Origin of the sequence: Streptomyces sp. ICBB 8177 (assembly GCF_003144095.1) — a bacterium.
GTDB lineage: Bacteria > Actinomycetota > Actinomycetes > Streptomycetales > Streptomycetaceae > Streptantibioticus_D.
In genome coordinates this window covers 969,798-984,290 of sequence record NZ_NSKH01000023.1, presented here as the reverse complement: position 1 = coordinate 984,290, position 14,493 = coordinate 969,798, and the positions used below count along the sequence as shown (strand labels likewise).

Annotated in this window: 13 protein-coding genes; 8 read left to right on the top strand and 5 right to left on the bottom strand. The window is 72.8% G+C overall.

What is annotated here, in order from left to right; genetic code table 11:
• Positions 1-230 precede the first annotated feature (230 nt).
• The 5 genes from CK485_RS24720 to CK485_RS24700 all read left to right on the top strand — a co-directional run bounded on the left by CK485_RS24720 (position 231) and on the right by CK485_RS24700 (position 6,577).
• Entirely contained in the window at positions 231-998 is a 768-nt protein-coding gene (locus CK485_RS24720) for an IclR family transcriptional regulator (protein WP_109454036.1), read from the top strand.
• A gap of 209 nt (positions 999-1,207) precedes the next feature.
• The gene (locus CK485_RS24715) at positions 1,208-2,005 is read left to right on the top strand and encodes an MIP/aquaporin family protein (RefSeq protein ID WP_109454035.1); all 798 of its coding nucleotides are present in this window, start codon (positions 1,208-1,210) and stop codon (positions 2,003-2,005) included.
• 55 nt (positions 2,006-2,060) lie between these two features.
• Positions 2,061-3,605: a glycerol kinase GlpK gene (glpK, locus tag CK485_RS24710; RefSeq protein ID WP_109454034.1), complete on the top strand. Its 1,545-nt coding sequence runs from the start codon at positions 2,061-2,063 to the stop codon at positions 3,603-3,605.
• A gap of 8 nt (positions 3,606-3,613) precedes the next feature.
• Positions 3,614-5,221: a glycerol-3-phosphate dehydrogenase/oxidase gene (locus CK485_RS24705; RefSeq protein ID WP_109454033.1), complete on the top strand. Its 1,608-nt coding sequence runs from the start codon at positions 3,614-3,616 to the stop codon at positions 5,219-5,221.
• Between the two features lie 237 nt (positions 5,222-5,458).
• Positions 5,459-6,577 carry a PAC2 family protein gene (locus CK485_RS24700; protein ID WP_241968570.1) on the top strand — a complete coding sequence of 373 codons (1,119 nt, stop codon included), beginning with the start codon at positions 5,459-5,461 and terminating at the stop codon, positions 6,575-6,577.
• Positions 6,578-6,655: 78 nt separating this feature from the next.
• Here CK485_RS24700 and mshC read toward each other — a convergent pair whose 3' ends face one another.
• The 4 genes from mshC to CK485_RS24680 all read right to left on the bottom strand — a co-directional run bounded on the left by mshC (position 6,656) and on the right by CK485_RS24680 (position 10,223).
• Positions 6,656-7,885 carry a cysteine--1-D-myo-inosityl 2-amino-2-deoxy-alpha-D-glucopyranoside ligase gene (gene mshC / locus CK485_RS24695; protein WP_109454032.1) on the bottom strand — a complete coding sequence of 410 codons (1,230 nt, stop codon included), beginning with the start codon at positions 7,883-7,885 and terminating at the stop codon, positions 6,656-6,658.
• Positions 7,886-8,001: 116 nt separating this feature from the next.
• Positions 8,002-8,868 (bottom strand): SCO1664 family protein, encoded by an 867-nt coding sequence (locus CK485_RS24690; protein ID WP_109454031.1) that lies wholly within the window; start codon positions 8,866-8,868, stop codon positions 8,002-8,004.
• Positions 8,832-9,428 (bottom strand): DUF3090 domain-containing protein, encoded by a 597-nt coding sequence (locus CK485_RS24685; protein ID WP_109454030.1) that lies wholly within the window; start codon positions 9,426-9,428, stop codon positions 8,832-8,834. The genes CK485_RS24690 and CK485_RS24685 overlap by 37 nt, the downstream gene beginning before the upstream one ends.
• A 99-nt stretch (positions 9,429-9,527) precedes the next feature.
• The gene (locus CK485_RS24680) at positions 9,528-10,223 is read right to left on the bottom strand and encodes a histidine phosphatase family protein (protein WP_109454409.1); all 696 of its coding nucleotides are present in this window, start codon (positions 10,221-10,223) and stop codon (positions 9,528-9,530) included.
• Between the two features lie 50 nt (positions 10,224-10,273).
• Here CK485_RS24680 and corA point away from each other — a divergent pair, with 50 nt between their 5' ends.
• Together corA and CK485_RS30110 are read left to right on the top strand one after the other, a co-directional pair.
• Positions 10,274-11,266 carry a magnesium/cobalt transporter CorA gene (corA, locus tag CK485_RS24675; RefSeq protein WP_109454029.1) on the top strand — a complete coding sequence of 331 codons (993 nt, stop codon included), beginning with the start codon at positions 10,274-10,276 and terminating at the stop codon, positions 11,264-11,266.
• Between the two features lie 336 nt (positions 11,267-11,602).
• The gene (locus tag CK485_RS30110; protein WP_109454408.1) at positions 11,603-12,208 is read left to right on the top strand and encodes a hypothetical protein; all 606 of its coding nucleotides are present in this window, start codon (positions 11,603-11,605) and stop codon (positions 12,206-12,208) included.
• Between the two features lie 114 nt (positions 12,209-12,322).
• Here CK485_RS30110 and CK485_RS24665 read toward each other — a convergent pair whose 3' ends face one another.
• Positions 12,323-13,372 carry an LLM class F420-dependent oxidoreductase gene (locus CK485_RS24665; protein WP_109454028.1) on the bottom strand — a complete coding sequence of 350 codons (1,050 nt, stop codon included), beginning with the start codon at positions 13,370-13,372 and terminating at the stop codon, positions 12,323-12,325.
• Positions 13,373-13,499: 127 nt separating this feature from the next.
• On the opposite strand from CK485_RS24665, the gene CK485_RS24660 reads away from it, so the two are divergent.
• A complete protein-coding gene (locus CK485_RS24660; RefSeq protein WP_109454027.1) occupies positions 13,500-14,480 on the top strand; it encodes an aldo/keto reductase in 981 nt (326 codons plus the stop codon).
• Positions 14,481-14,493: the final 13 nt, after the last annotated feature.

The following is a 14,493-nucleotide window of genomic DNA, read 5'->3' as shown; positions in this document are numbered from 1 at the left end:
TCGGGCCCGGACGACGCAGAGCGTTCCGAAGGGTGGGACGGGCCGACCGGCTGAACGCGGTGGCCGGATCCGGAGGGTGGCGTGTGCGGGCCGGGACACGGTTGGCAGACTTTTGCCTACGATGGTGTTCGGCATCGCCCGATGCTGTTCAGCATTGCCGACCGCAAGTGGCCCTGCCCGGACACCCGCGGGCGGGCCGAGGACAACGGCGGCACACGGAGGTTGGCCCTATGGCAGGAAGCATCCAGTCGGTCGAGCGCGCGGCCGCGATCCTGCGGCTGCTCGCCGGCGGCGAACGACGGCTGGGGCTGACCGACATCGCGTCCACGCTCGGCCTGGCCAAGGGGACCGCGCACGGCATCCTGCGCACCCTCCAGCAGGAGGGCTTTGTGGAACAGGACACCGCCTCCGGCCGCTACCAGCTGGGCGCCGAGCTGCTGCGCCTGGGCAACAGCTACCTGGACGTCCACGAGCTGCGCGCCCGCGCCCTGGTGTGGACCGACGACCTGGCCCGCTCCAGCGGCGAGAGCGTCTACCTGGGCGTCCTGCACCAGCAGGGCGTCCTGATCGTGCACCACGTCTTCCGGCCGGACGACAGCCGCCAGGTGCTGGAGATCGGCGCGATGCAGCCGCTGCACTGCACGGCGCTGGGCAAGGTGCTGGCCGCGTACGACCCGGTGGCGCACTCCGAGGCGCTGGAGGGCGCGCGGGAGGAGTTCACCCCGCGCACGGTGACGTCCGTGCCGGACTTCGAGGCGGTGCTCGATCTGACCCGCGCCCGCGGCTGGGCGGTGGACCTGGAGGAGACCTGGGACGGGGTGGCCTCGGTGGCGGCGCCCATCCACGACCGGCGGCGGATGCCGGTGGGGGCGGTGGGCATCACCGGCGCGGTGGAGCGGATGTGCGAGGGCGGCGAGGTGCGGGCCCGGCTGGTGGCCGCGGTGCGCGACTGCGCCCGGTCGGTCTCCCGCGACCTGGGCGGGGGGCGCTTCCAGTGAGGCGGCGGGTGCGCGACGCGTACGGAATGTCCGCGAGGACCGTTGATAACTGTTTGGGCTCTTCACCGGGAGCGGTCTCCGCGCCCCTTGACGCCATGAATACCGAGAGCAAAACTTCCGTTCGGCGGTCGACATTGTCGAACACCGGACGGGACCCGGGGTCCGCCACCTTGCTCATCGGATGGGCATGAGAACGTAAGGAGCCCGCTTTGTCCAACGGCCACGTCTTCGTCGGCGAACTCATCGGTACCGCCGTTCTGATTCTTCTCGGTGGCGGTGTGTGCGCCGCCGTCACGCTCAAGCACTCCAAGGCCAAGGGCGCCGGATGGGTGGCGATCGCCTTCGGGTGGGGCTTCGCCGTCCTGGCCGGCGCCTACATCTCCAACGGCCTGTCCGGCGGGCAGCTGAACCCGGCGGTGACCCTCGGCGTGGCCATCAAGACCGGCCAGTGGAGCCAGGTGCCGGTCTACCTCGGGGGTCAGATCCTCGGCGCGATCATCGGCGCCACCCTGGTGTGGCTCGCCTACTACGGGCAGTTCGCCGCGCACATGACCGACCCGGAGATCGTCGGCGGCACGCAGGCCGACCCGGCGGGCCCGGTCACCCGGGAGGAGGACCGCCCCGGTCAGCCCGGCGGTCCGGTGCTGGGGATCTTCTCCACCGGCCCGGAGATCCGCAACGTCGCCCAGAACCTGGCCACCGAGATCATCGGGACCACCGTGCTGGTGCTCTTCATCCTGACGATGGGCATGACGAAGGGCCTGGCCCTCAACGGCCTGGGCACCCTGATGGTCGCGCTGCTGGTGGTCGGCATCGGCCTGTCGCTCGGCGGCCCGACCGGCTACGCCATCAACCCCGCGCGCGACCTCGGCCCGCGCATCGTCCACGCCCTGCTGCCGCTGCCCAACAAGGGCGGCTCCGACTGGGGCTACGCGTGGATACCGGTGGTGGGTCCGCTGATCGGCGGCGCCATCGCGGGCGGTATCTACCAGCTCGCGTTCGCCTGATGCCGCACCCGGACGAGACCGACCACCGCACCCTCACCAGACCTCAGGAGCACCAGTGACCGACACCACCGAAGCCGCCGCCTCCTCGCACGGCCAGGGCCCGTTCATCGCGGCCATCGACCAGGGCACCACCTCCTCGCGCTGCATCGTCTTCGACCGCGACGGCCGCATCGTCGCCGTCGACCAGAAGGAGCACGAGCAGATCTTCCCCAAGCCCGGATGGGTCGAGCACGACGCCGCGGAGATCTGGGCCAACGTCCAGGAGGTCGTGGCCGGCGCGCTGGAGAAGGCCGGGATCACCACCGCCGACGTCAAGGCGCTGGGCATCACCAACCAGCGCGAGACCACGGTGCTGTGGGACAAGGCGACCGGCGAGCCGGTGCACAACGCCATCGTCTGGCAGGACACCCGCACCGACGGGCTGTGCAAGGAACTGGGCCGCAACGTCGGCCAGGACCGCTTCCGCCGCGAGACCGGCCTGCCGCTGGCGTCGTACTTCGCCGGTCCGAAGATCCGCTGGATGCTCGACAACGTCGAGGGCCTGCGCGAGCGCGCCGAGGCGGGGGAGATCCTCTTCGGCACCATGGACAGCTGGGTCATCTGGAACCTGACCGGCGGCGCCCAGGGCGGTGTGCACGTCACCGACGTCACCAACGCCTCGCGCACCCTGCTGATGAACCTGCGCACCCTGGACTGGGACGACAAGATCCTGTCCTCCATGGAGATCCCGGCGGCCGTGCTGCCCGAGATCCGCTCGTCCGCCGAGGTCTACGGCACCGCCAAGGGCGCGCTGGAGGGCGTGCCGGTGGCCTCCGCGCTGGGCGACCAGCAGGCCGCGCTGTTCGGGCAGACCTGCTTCAGCAAGGGCGAGGCCAAGTCGACATACGGCACCGGCACGTTCCTGCTGCTCAACACCGGTGACGAGCCGGTCAACAGCTACAACGGCCTGCTCACCACGGTCGGTTACCGCATCGGCGACCAGAAGCCGGTCTACGCGCTGGAGGGCTCCATCGCGGTCACCGGTTCGCTGGTGCAGTGGATGCGCGACCAGATGGGCCTGATCAAGTCGGCGGCCGAGATCGAGACGCTGGCGATGTCGGTCGAGGACAACGGCGGCGCCTACTTCGTCCCGGCCTTCTCCGGGCTGTTCGCGCCCTACTGGCGCTCCGACGCGCGCGGCGTGATCGCGGGCCTGACCCGTTACGTCACCAAGGCGCACATCGCCCGCGCCGTGCTGGAGGCGACCGCCTGGCAGACCCGGGAGATCGTCGACGCGATGAACAAGGACTCCGGTGTGGAGCTGACCGCCCTCAAGGTCGACGGCGGCATGACCAGCAACAACCTGCTGATGCAGACCATCGCCGACGCGCTGGACGCGCCGGTGGTGCGGCCGATGGTGGCCGAGACGACCTGCCTGGGCGCCGCCTACGCGGCCGGGCTCGCGGTCGGCTTCTGGCAGGACACCGACGAGCTGCGCGCCAACTGGCGCCGCGCGGCCGAATGGACCCCCCGTATGGACGCGGCCGATCGTGACCGCGAGTACAAGAACTGGCTCAAGGCCGTCGAGCGGACCATGGGCTGGATCGAAGAGGAGCACTGAGTAGAGATATGACCACCCTGCAGAGCGTCCCGACCCTCGGGACGCATCCGGCCGCCGGTCGCAACGCAAGCCGCAGCGAGACCCGGGATCTCCTGAGCCACGCCACGTACGATCTGCTCGTGATCGGCGGAGGCATCCTGGGCACCTCGGTGGCCTGGCACGCGGCCCAGGCCGGGCTGCGGGTCGCGATGGTGGACGCCGGCGACTTCGCCGGCGCCACCTCGTCCGCGTCCTCCAAGCTGGTGCACGGCGGTCTGCGCTACCTGCAGACCGGCGCGGTCAAGCTGGTCGCGGAGAACCACCATGAGCGGCGGGTGCTGGCCAAGGACGTGGCCCCGCACCTGGTCAACCCGCTCACGTTCTACCTGCCGGTCTACAAGGGCGGCCCGGTCGGCGCCGCCAAGCTGGGCGCCGGCGTGTTCGCCTACTCGGCGCTGTCCGCCTTCGGCGACGGCGTCGGCAAGGTGATCTCCCCGGCCAAGGCGCAGGCCGCCAACCCCGGCCTGCGCACCGACAACCTCAAGGCCGTCGCGGTCTACTACGACCACCAGATGAACGACTCGCGGGTGGCCGTCATGACGGTCCGCGCGGCCGTGGAGTCCGGTGCCGTGGTGCTCAACCACGCAGAGGTGACCGGGCTGCGCTTCACCCGCGGCCGGGTCAGCGGCGCGGAGCTGAAGGACCGCGTCGACGGCGCCGAGTTCGGCGTCAACGCGCGCGTGGTCCTCAACGCCACCGGCCCCTGGGTCGACCACCTGCGCAAGCTGGAGGACAGCGGCGCCGACCCGTCGATCCGCCTGTCCAAGGGCGCGCACATCGTGATGAGGCGCAAGTCGCCTTGGAAGGCCGCCATGGCCACCCCGATCGACAAGTACCGCATCACCTTCGCCCTGCCGTGGGAGGACCAGCTGCTGCTGGGCACCACCGACGAGGTGTACGAGGGCGACCCGGCGGACGTGCGGGCCACCGAGTCCGACATCCAGCAGATCCTGGACGAGGCGGCGTTCTCCATCCGGGACGCCGACCTGGACCGGTCCTTGATGACCTACGCCTTCGCGGGCCTGCGGGTGCTGCCCGGCGGCCCCGGCGACGTGGCGCAGGCCAAGCGCGAGACCGTGGTGACCGAGGGCCGCGGCGGCATGCTGTCGGTGGCCGGCGGCAAGTGGACCACCTACCGGCACATCGGCCGCACGGTGATGCGCAAGCTCGCCGAGCTGCCCGGTCACCCGCTGGGCGAGGACATGCAGCCCATCGGCGACCTGGTGCGCCGGGTGCCGTTGCCGGGCGTCGCCAACCCCAACGCGGTCGCCCACCGGCTGCTGGTGGACCGCGAGCCCGGCACCCGCATCGATCCGCTGACGGCCCGTCATCTGGCGACGCACTACGGCGCGTTGTCGTTCGACATCGCCCGGCTGGTGAACGAGGACCCGGCGCTGGGCGAGCGCATACACCCCGACGGCCCGGAGATCTGGGCCCAGGTCGTCTACGCCCGTGACCACGAGTGGGCCGAGACGGTCGACGACGTGCTGCGCCGCCGCACCACGCTGACCATCCGCGGCCTGGACACCGACGAGGTGCGCGACCGGGTGGGCGGGCTGCTGGCCGCGCGCGGCTGACGGCAGGGCGCGTTCGCGCGCGGGACGGCCGGACGGAGGGCCCCTTCCGCCCGGCCGTCCGCGTTCGCGAGGACGTCCGCGTCCCGTCCGGGGTCGGCGTCCGCCGGACTCACGAGGTCTGCGGACTCGCGCGGCGAAAGCCGTAGGCTGGTGGCGCACTGAAGTCGGGCCGCCCGTGCCGTGGGCGGCGCAACGGTTCGCGGCGGACGCTCCGCCGAGGACGGAAGGAGGCACTGGGTGATCGAGCTCTCGGGGGTACCCGAGCTGATCGACCCGGTCATGGTGGCCGCGTTCGAGGGCTGGAACGACGCCGGGGACGCCGCGTCCAGCGCGGTCGCCCACCTGGACCGGGAGTGGAAGGGGGAGGTCTTCGCGGCGCTCGACGCCGAGGACTACTACGACTTCCAGGTCAACCGGCCCACGGTATGGCTGGACAACGGGACCCGGAAGATCACCTGGCCCACCACCCGGCTGTCCGTGGTCCGCGTCCCCGGCCCCTCCCCGCGCGACCTGGTCCTGGTCCGGGGCATAGAGCCCAGCATGCGCTGGCGGTCGTTCTGCAACGAACTGCTGGGCTTCGCGCACGAGTTGGGCGTGGAGATGGTGGTGATCCTGGGCGCGCTGCTCGGCGACACCCCGCACACCCGCCCGGTCCCGGTCACCGGCGTCACCTCCGACCCGGACCTCGCCCGCACCCTCAGCCTGGAGGAGTCGCGCTACGAGGGCCCGACCGGCATCGTCGGCATCCTCCAGGAAGCCTGCACGCACGCGGGCATCCCCACCGTCAGCCTGTGGGCCGCGGTGCCGCACTACGTGTCGCAGCCGCCCAACCCCAAGGCGACGCTGGCGCTGCTCAACCGGCTGGAGGACCTGATCGACCTGCGGGTGCCCACCGGCGAACTCCCCGAGGACGCCCGCGCCTGGCAGCTGGGCGTGGACCAACTCGCCGCCGAGGACAGCGAGGTGGCGGAGTACGTGCAGACGCTGGAGGAGGCGCGGGACACCGCGGAGCTCCCGGAGGCGTCGGGCGAGGCCATCGCCCGGGAGTTCGAGCGCTACCTGCGCCGCCGCGACGGCCAGCCCGGCGGCCAGGGCGCCTCACACGCCACCGAGGGCGGCGAGCTGGGCGGCCCTGGCCCGTTCCGCCGGGGCACCACGGGCCAGGGCGGCCCGTTCCCCCGGGACCGGGAGGACAAGGAGGACCGCGAGGACGGCGACCGGGGCGACTCGGGCCCCGAGGACGCCGGCGACCGGGACGAGGACAGCCGGGACCAGGAGGGCCGGGGCGACGGAGACTCCGGTTCGGGCTCCGACTCCGACACTGGTGACGCGGCGGACGGCTCCGGCGAGGACTGACGCGCCCGCGCACGCACGAGGGCGGCCCCGGCCGTCTCCGGCCGGGGCCGCCCTCGTGCGCGTGACCGCCGCGCGGTGCTACAGCGCGACGCCCAGCAGCGCGTCCACCGCCCGCGAGACCAGCCCGGGCGCGCCGGTGTCGGTCCCGCCCTCGGCGTCCTGCCGCGCCACCCACGCGTCGACCGCGGCGAGCGCGGCGGGCGCGTTCAGGTCGTCCGCGAGCGCCGCGCGGACCTGTTCCACCAGTTCCTCGGCCGACGGGCCGTCCGGCCGGGAGACGGCGGCGCGCCAGCGGCCGAGCCGGGCGACCGCCTCGTCCAGCACCCCGTCGGTCCACTCCCAGTCGGCGCGGTAGTGACGGGACAGCAGGGCGAGGCGTATGGCGGCCGGATCGACGCCGTCCTGCCGCAGCCGCGAGACGAAGACCAGGTTGCCCTTGGACTTCGACATCTTCTCGCCGTCGAGACCGACCATCCCGGCGTGCACGTACGCCTTGGCCATCGGGAACTCGCCGGTGAGCACCTGCGCGTGGGAGGCGCCCATCTCGTGGTGCGGGAAGGCGAGGTCGGAGCCGCCGCCCTGGACGTCGAAGCCCATCCCGAGGTGGTCCAGCGCGATGGCGACGCACTCGATGTGCCAGCCGGGCCTGCCGCGGCCCAGCGAACCGCCGTCCCAGCTGGGCTCGCCGTCGCGGGCGGCCATCCACAGCATGGGGTCGAGCGGGTTCTTCTTGCCCGGGCGGTCCGGGTCGCCGCCGCGCTCGGCGGACAGGTGGCGCATGGTCGCGGCGTCGAGACCCGAGACACCGCCGAAGTGCGGGTCGGACTCGACGGAGAAGTACACGTCGCCGTCGAGTTCGTAGGCGGCGCCCTGCTCGCGCAGCCGCTCCACCAGCGGGACGATCCCGGGTATCGCCTCGACCGCGCCGATGTAGTGACGCGGCGGCAGCAGCCGCAGGGCCGTCATGTCCTCGCGGAACAGGGCGGTTTCACGCTCCGCCAGCTCGGTCCAGTCGACACCGGTGGCGACGGCGCGCTCCAGCAGCGGGTCGTCGACGTCGGTGACGTTCTGTACGTAGTGGACCTGCCGCTTCGTGTCGAGCCACACGCGCTGCACCAGGTCGAACGCGGTGTAGGTGGCCGCGTGCCCCATGTGCGTGGCGTCGTAGGGAGTGATGCCGCATACGTAGATGCGGGCGACGGGACCGGGGTCCAGGGTGACCGTACCGCCGGTCGCGGTGTCGTGGAGGCGGAGTTCGTGTCCCCTGCCGGGCAGGGCGGGAACCTCCGAAGCGGGCCAGGCATGCATGTCCCGAGCCTAACCGGACGAACGTTCCCGCTACGACCCGGGACGGCCGGGGTTGGCCGGATGGGCGGTCTTGCCGCAACCGGCCCCGACGTGCATACGAGCGTGGCGCGGCGCGGTCACACCGGGGGCCACGGGATGGCGGGCCAGCCGCCCCCCGGCTCGGGATGGCGTCCCGAGGCCAGCAGGGCCGCGGTCCTGGCCCGCAGGGCGTCGGTCTCGGCGGGGGTGAGCAGAGCGGCCAGCCGGGCGCCCAGATCGCCGTCCAGCGCGGCGCCCAGGCCGCGCAGGACGGCGTGCGCCTCCTCGGTCAGCGGATCGCCCGCCCAGCCCCACAGCAGCGTGCGCAGCTTGTCCTCGGTGTGGAAGGTCACCCCGTGGTCGATGCCGTAGAGCCGGCCGTCGGCGGTGGGCAGCAGGTGGCCGCCCTTGCGGTCGGCGTTGTTGATCACCGCGTCCAGCACCGCCAGCCGCCGCAGCCGCTCGTCGTCGGCGTGCACCAGCAGCGCCGTGCGGCCCTCGGCGACCTCGGCCTCGACCACGGCCTTCCAGCCAGGGCCCGGCTCGTCCTGTTCGACCAGGGCCAGCAGGGCGGTGCCGGGGTCGGCCTCGATCCACAGCTGGCACATGCCCTCGCCGTACGGCCCGTCGCGCAGCACGGTCGGCGGTACCAGGTCCCAGCCGGTGGCCTCGGAGACCAGGTAGGCGGCGACCTCGCGGGCGGCCAGGGTACCGTCGGGGAAGTCCCACAGCGGGCGCTCCCCGGCGACCGGCTTGTAGACGCAGGCGGCCTCCCGGCCGTCGAGGGCGACCGCGCAGTACAGGACGGCGTTGGACGCCTCGCGCAGCCTGCCGCGCACGGTCAGCTCGCCACGGGTGAGCAGGTCGAGGTCGGCCTCGGTGTCCGGGGACGCCACGCGGGCCGCGTGCGACGGCGTCGCGGTGGGCGTCAGCCCGCCCTGCGGTACCCGTTCTGACGCGGGCATACGTGTCCTTCCGGGTCCAGGGGCAGGCTGCACAGCGGGCAGGGCGGACGGCCCGCCGAGACCACCTCGAGCGCCCGCTTGGCGAACGACCTGGCCTGCGCGCCGGTGAGCCGCACGCGCAGCATCGGGGGGCCGTTCTCCTCGTCCTGGAGCAGCATCTCCTCGGCCGCCTCCAGGTCGTCCGACGACATCTCGTCGGTGTCCAGTTCGACCAGGGCCTGCGCCTCGAGGATCATGCGCTCGGCCGCGGTGTCCCAGGCCAGGGCCATCGTGCCGACCCGGAACTCCTCGTCGACGGGCGTGTCGAGCGGCGCGGTGTCGGCGAGCTCCGCCGGGGCGACCGCGGGCACCGAGGTGCTGCCGCCGCTGCGCCGCACCACCTCGTCGAGGAGTTCGTCGACCCGTTCGGCGAGCGCCTCCACCTGGCTCTTCTCCAGCGCGACGCTGGTGGTGCGACCGGCGGCGGTGGCCTGGAGGAAGAAGGTGCGCTGACCGGGCTGCCCGACCGTGCCGGCCACGAACCGGTCCGGCTGCTCGTAGAAGAACACCTGACGGGGCACGTTCGCTCCGTTTGCTCGACTGGACGGTTTGTACTCAGTGCGTACGGCCGCGCTGGGGGCCGCGTGGAATCCGTTGCACCACCCTACTGCGCCAGGGGATCACGGTGCGCCCGTGGCTCCGCCGACCACCGCGTCGTCCGCGGCGCCCTGCGCCAGGCGCGGCACCAGGCCCGAGAACTCGCCGGTGTCGCCCAGCCGCACCACGTAGGGCCGCATCGGGGTGTAGCGGACGGCGGTCACCGAGCAGGGTTCGACGGACAGCCGCTGGAAGAGGTCCAGGTGCATCCCGAGCGCGTCGGCGGCGACCGACTTGATGATGTCGCCGTGCGAGCAGACCAGGTAGAGCGCGTCGGGTCCGTGCTCGCGCTCGATCCGCTCGTTCCAGTCGCGTATCGCCTCCACGGCGCGGTGCTGCATGGCGCGCACCGACTCGCCGTCCTCGCCGGGGAAGACGGCCGCCGAGGGGTGGCGCTGGACGGTCTGCCACAGCGGCTCGTCCGCCAGCTCGGCGAGCTTGCGGCCGGTCCAGTCGCCGTAGCGGCACTCCCCCAGCCGGTCGTCGGTGTACGAGGGCAGCTCGGGGCGGGCGGCCAGCAGCGGGGCCAGGGTCTCCCGGCAGCGCTGCAGCGGGCTGCTGACGACGGCGCGGACCGGCAGGTCGGCGAGGCGTCCGGCCAGTGCGGCGGCCTGGGCGGCGCCGTGCTCGTCCAGGGCGACGCCCGGACTCCAGCCGGCGAGAACCCCGTCCGCGTTGGCGGTGGACCGGCCGTGCCGGACCAGGATGACAGTGGGCATGGTCACGAGCGTACGGCTCGGCTACGACTTCCCCGAAGACGGCGGGCACAATGTCCGGCGTGATCGTGGACTGCGCCATCTACAAGGGCGGGCACCGCACCCCGGGCCCCGCCGACTTCTCCGACGCCCTCGCCGAGGCCCGCAGGGACGGCGACGCGTTCCTGTGGATCGGGCTGCACGAGCCCACGCCGGAGGAGTTCTCGCTCGTGTCCGGCGAGTTCGGGCTGCACCCGCTGGCGGTCGAGGACGCGCTCACCGCGCACCAGCGGCCCAAGCTGGAGGTCTACGACGACTCGCTGTTCCTGGTGCTCAAGCCGTGCACGTACGACGACGCGACCTCCAGCGTGTCCACGGAGGAGCTGATGGTCTTCGTCGGCGACTCGTTCGTGGTGACGGTGCGGCACGGCGAGGGGCAGGCGCTGGCGGAGGTGCGCAGGCGCCTGGAGGAGGCCCCGAAGGTGCTGGCGCACGGCCCCTGCGCGGTGCTGTACGCGGTCGGCGACGCCACCGTGGACCACTACATCGACGTGGCGGCCGAGTTGCAGGTGGACCTCGACCAGTTGGAGGAGGAGGTCTTCGCGCCGGACGGCGCCGACGCGAAGAACACCGCGAGCCGGGTCTACGGCTTCAAGCGGCAGGTGCTGGAGTTCCGCCGGGCGACGCAGCCGCTCGTCGAGCCGATGCGGCGGCTCGCGGAGGCGGGCGTGCCGTACGTCAGCCCGCGCAGCAGGCCGTTCTTCCGCGACGTCAGCGACCACCTCGCCCGCGTCACCGAGCAGGTCGAGGGGCTCGACCGGCTGCTGACCGACATACTCGGCGCCCATCTGACGCAGGTGGGCGTGCGGCAGAACGACGACATGCGCAAGATCTCCGCGTGGGCGGCGATCGCGGCGGTGCCCACGCTCATCGCCGGGGTGTACGGCATGAACTTCGACCACATGCCGGAGCTGCACACCCGCTACGGCTATCCGGTGGTGCTGGTCGGCATGCTCATGGTGTGCGCGGTGCTCTACCGGTTCTTCCGCAAGCGCGACTGGTTGTGAGCGACCGGCGGCCGCGCTTCGCCGCACGCCGCCTGTCGCCCGCCGCCGGACCCGTAACCCTTCGGCCGCCGGGGCGTTGAAGGGGTGTCGGCCGTGGCGGGGAAGACCCCCCGAGCCCCCACCACGGCCGCAGAAACGTCACGACGTGGTGCGACGCGCCCTCCGCACCGGCGCTGTCCGCCGTCCTGTCCGGGCCGTCCCGATGTGCCCGTCCCGGCCCGCGCGCCGCCGCCCCAGCCCTTTCACCGCAGTTCTCCCCCGTGCCTGTCGGTATGGCTGGGTAAGGTGCCAAAGGGCAGTGGGACACCAGGGGACGGGATCGCGAAGCAGGTGGACATGTTCAGCAAGGCGGCCAGAAGTCGTCCGGGGACGGGACGTCTGGGACCTGCCGGGTCCGACTGGTCGCCGTACACCCGCCTGGAGGACGCCGCCCGGGCCTACTTCCTGCACGCGGACGTCGCGTTGGAGGCGGTCGGCGGGGTGCTCGGCCGCCGCAAGGTGCGCGGCTTCACCCTGGAGCGGGTGGTGGACCTGACGGAGGCGGGGGCGTCGGTGTGGCAGGAGGCGGCCGTGTGCGACGGCCGCCGGCTCATCCTGTGGCACAGCGAGGAGCTGGCCGACGAGGCGGCGCCCGGGGGCACGGTGCTGGACTCCTCGATCCAGGTGCTGCCGCTGGGCGCGATCGGCCACGTCGGGATGCGCACGCTGGTGGGGCGCGACGAGCGCGGCGCCCGGGTGGACCGCGGCGTCTACCTGGTCCTCGCGACCGCCACGCCGCACGAGTTGAGCGCCGTGCAGACCGATCCGGACTCCCCGGTCGCCTCGGCACGGCTGCGCCCCGAGGCGTTCCGCTTCAGCAAGTCGCTGGAGGACGGCGGCCCGGGGCAGATAGCCCGTCTGATCGACTTCGGCCGTCTGCTGGGGCGGCTCGTTCCGCACTGACGGGCTTACGCCGGCCTGACCCTGACGTGGCCGTCAACCACCCGCCCGGCGGCGGGCGTTGGACGTCCGCCGCCGGGCGGGTGTCCGGCACGGGCCGGGCCGCGGCGCGTGGGATCACGCCAGGCCGGCGTGCTCCGCTGCCTCGACTCCGGCGCGCAGGGCCGCCAGCCGCTCGTCCAGGGTGAAGCCCGCCGGGGTCAGGGTGAGCGTGGTGACGCCCGCCTCGGCGTAGGCGCGCATGCGGTCGGCGATGCGCTCGACGCCGCCGAGCAGGCTGGTGGAGTCGATCAGGTCGCGCGGCACGGCGGCGGCGGCGCCGTCCTTGTCGCCGGCCAGGTACTTGTCCTGGATCTCGGCGGCTTCCTTCTCGTACCCCATGCGCTGGGCGAGCCGGTTGTAGAAGTTCTGCTTGCGGCTGCCCATGCCGCCGACGTACAGCGCGGTGTACGGGCGGAAGAGGTCGGCCAGCGCGTCCACGTCGTCGCCGAGCGCGATCGGCAGGGTCGGGCAGACGTCGAAGCCGTCCATGGTCTGGCCCACCCTCTCGCGGCCCGCGCGGATCGGGGCGATGGCGGTCTCCTGAAGGTGCTCGGCGGAGGGGAAGATCAGCAGCGCGCCGTCGGCGATCTCGCCGGTCTGCTCCAGGTTCTTCGGGCCGATGGCGGCGATGTACAGCGGGATGTGCTCGCGCACCGGGTGCACCGTCAGCTTCAGCGGCTTGCCGGGGCCGCCGGGCAGCGGCAGCGTCCAGTGCTCGCCTTCGTGCGACAGGCGTTCGCGGGACATCGCCTTGCGGACGATCTCCACGTACTCGCGGGTGCGCGCCAGCGGCTTGTCGAACTTCACGCCGTACCAGCCCTCGGACACCTGCGGCCCGGACACGCCGAGGCCCAGCCGGAACCGGCCGCCGGAGAGGGTGTCCAGCGTGGCGGCGGTCATCGCGGTCATCGCCGGGGTGCGCGCCGGGATCTGGAAGATCGCGGAGCCGACGTCGATCCGCTCGGTCTGGGCCGCCACCCACGACAGCACGGTCGCCGCGTCGGACCCGTACGCCTCGGCGGCCCAGCAGACCGCGTAGCCGAGCCGGTCCGCCTCGCGCGCGACCGCGAGGTTGTCCGCGTCCATTCCGGCACCCCAGTAGCCGAGGTTGATGCCGAGCCGCATAACGGTCTCCCTACTGAACAGTAACGTCGTCGTCCTTCCGGACTGTAGCGCGGTCCGGCCCCTTCCACGCCTGTCGGGTGTGCCACACCGCGCCACGGCGGGCCGTCGGCCAGTAGTGTCACCGGACATGGAGCAAAGGCATCTCGGCCGTACGGGGTTGCGCGTCTCGCGACTGGGGTTGGGCACTTTGACGTGGGGCCGGGACACCGGCGAACGCGACGCGGCGGACCAGCTGAAGACCTTCTGGGAAGCGGGCGGCAGCCTGGTCGACACCGCCGACGTGTACGCCGACGGCGGGGCGGAGTACCTGCTCGGGCGGCTCCTGGAGAACCTCGTGCCACGCTCCGACCTGGTGATCGCCACCAAGGCGGGCAGCGTCCCGCACCCCGACCGGCGCTTCGACTGCTCGCGCGGCCACCTGCTGTCCGCGCTGGACGCCTCGTTGCGGCGGCTGGGCACCGACCACGTGGACCTGTGGCAGGTGCACGCCTTCGACGCCGGGACGCCGCTGGAGGAGACGCTCCAGGCGCTGGACATCGCGGTCTCCACCGGACGCGCGCGCTACGCCGGGGTGTCGAACTTCTCCGGCTGGCAGCTGGCCAAGGCCGCCACCTGGCAGCTCGCCGGCATCGGCCGGACCCCGCTGGCCTCGATACAGATGGAGTACTCGCTGCTGCAACGCGGGGTGGAGCGCGAGGTGCTGCCCGCCGCACGCGACCTCGGGGTGGGCCTGCTGCCCTCCTCGCCGCTGGGCCGGGGGGTGCTGACGGCCAAGTACCGCAACGGCGTCCCGCAGGACTCCCGGGGCGCATCCGAACACCTCGCGCCGTTCGTCGCGCCCTACCTGGACGACGCGGCCGGGCACATCGTCGACGCGGTGGTGACCGCCGCCGACGGGCTGGCGGTCTCCCCGCTCCAGGTGGCGCTCGCGTGGGTGCGCGACCGGCCCGGGGTGACCGCGCCGGTCCTCGGCGCCCGCGACGCGCGGCAGCTCGGCGAGGCGTTGTCAGTGGAGGCCCTTACGCTTCCGGAAGAGATCAACCAGGCGCTGGACGACGTGTCGGCGCCCGTGCACCGGTACCCGGACGACGGCTGGAGCACGCTGTGAGTGAGGCAGGCGA

Coding starts and splice junctions, on each gene's coding strand:
- CK485_RS24720 (WP_109454036.1), top strand. CDS start 231: ATGGCAGGAAGCATCCAGTCGGTCGAGCGCGCGGCCGCGATCCTGCGG.
- CK485_RS24705 (WP_109454033.1), top strand. CDS start 3,614: ATGACCACCCTGCAGAGCGTCCCGACCCTCGGGACGCATCCGGCCGCC.
- mshC (WP_109454032.1), bottom strand. CDS start 7,885: ATGCATGCCTGGCCCGCTTCGGAGGTTCCCGCCCTGCCCGGCAGGGGA.
- CK485_RS24690 (WP_109454031.1), bottom strand. CDS start 8,868: ATGCCCGCGTCAGAACGGGTACCGCAGGGCGGGCTGACGCCCACCGCG.
- CK485_RS24680 (WP_109454409.1), bottom strand. CDS start 10,223: ATGCCCACTGTCATCCTGGTCCGGCACGGCCGGTCCACCGCCAACGCG.
- corA (WP_109454029.1), top strand. CDS start 10,274: ATGTCCGGCGTGATCGTGGACTGCGCCATCTACAAGGGCGGGCACCGC.
- CK485_RS30110 (WP_109454408.1), top strand. CDS start 11,603: ATGTTCAGCAAGGCGGCCAGAAGTCGTCCGGGGACGGGACGTCTGGGA.
- CK485_RS24665 (WP_109454028.1), bottom strand. CDS start 13,372: ATGCGGCTCGGCATCAACCTCGGCTACTGGGGTGCCGGAATGGACGCG.
- CK485_RS24660 (WP_109454027.1), top strand. CDS start 13,500: ATGGAGCAAAGGCATCTCGGCCGTACGGGGTTGCGCGTCTCGCGACTG.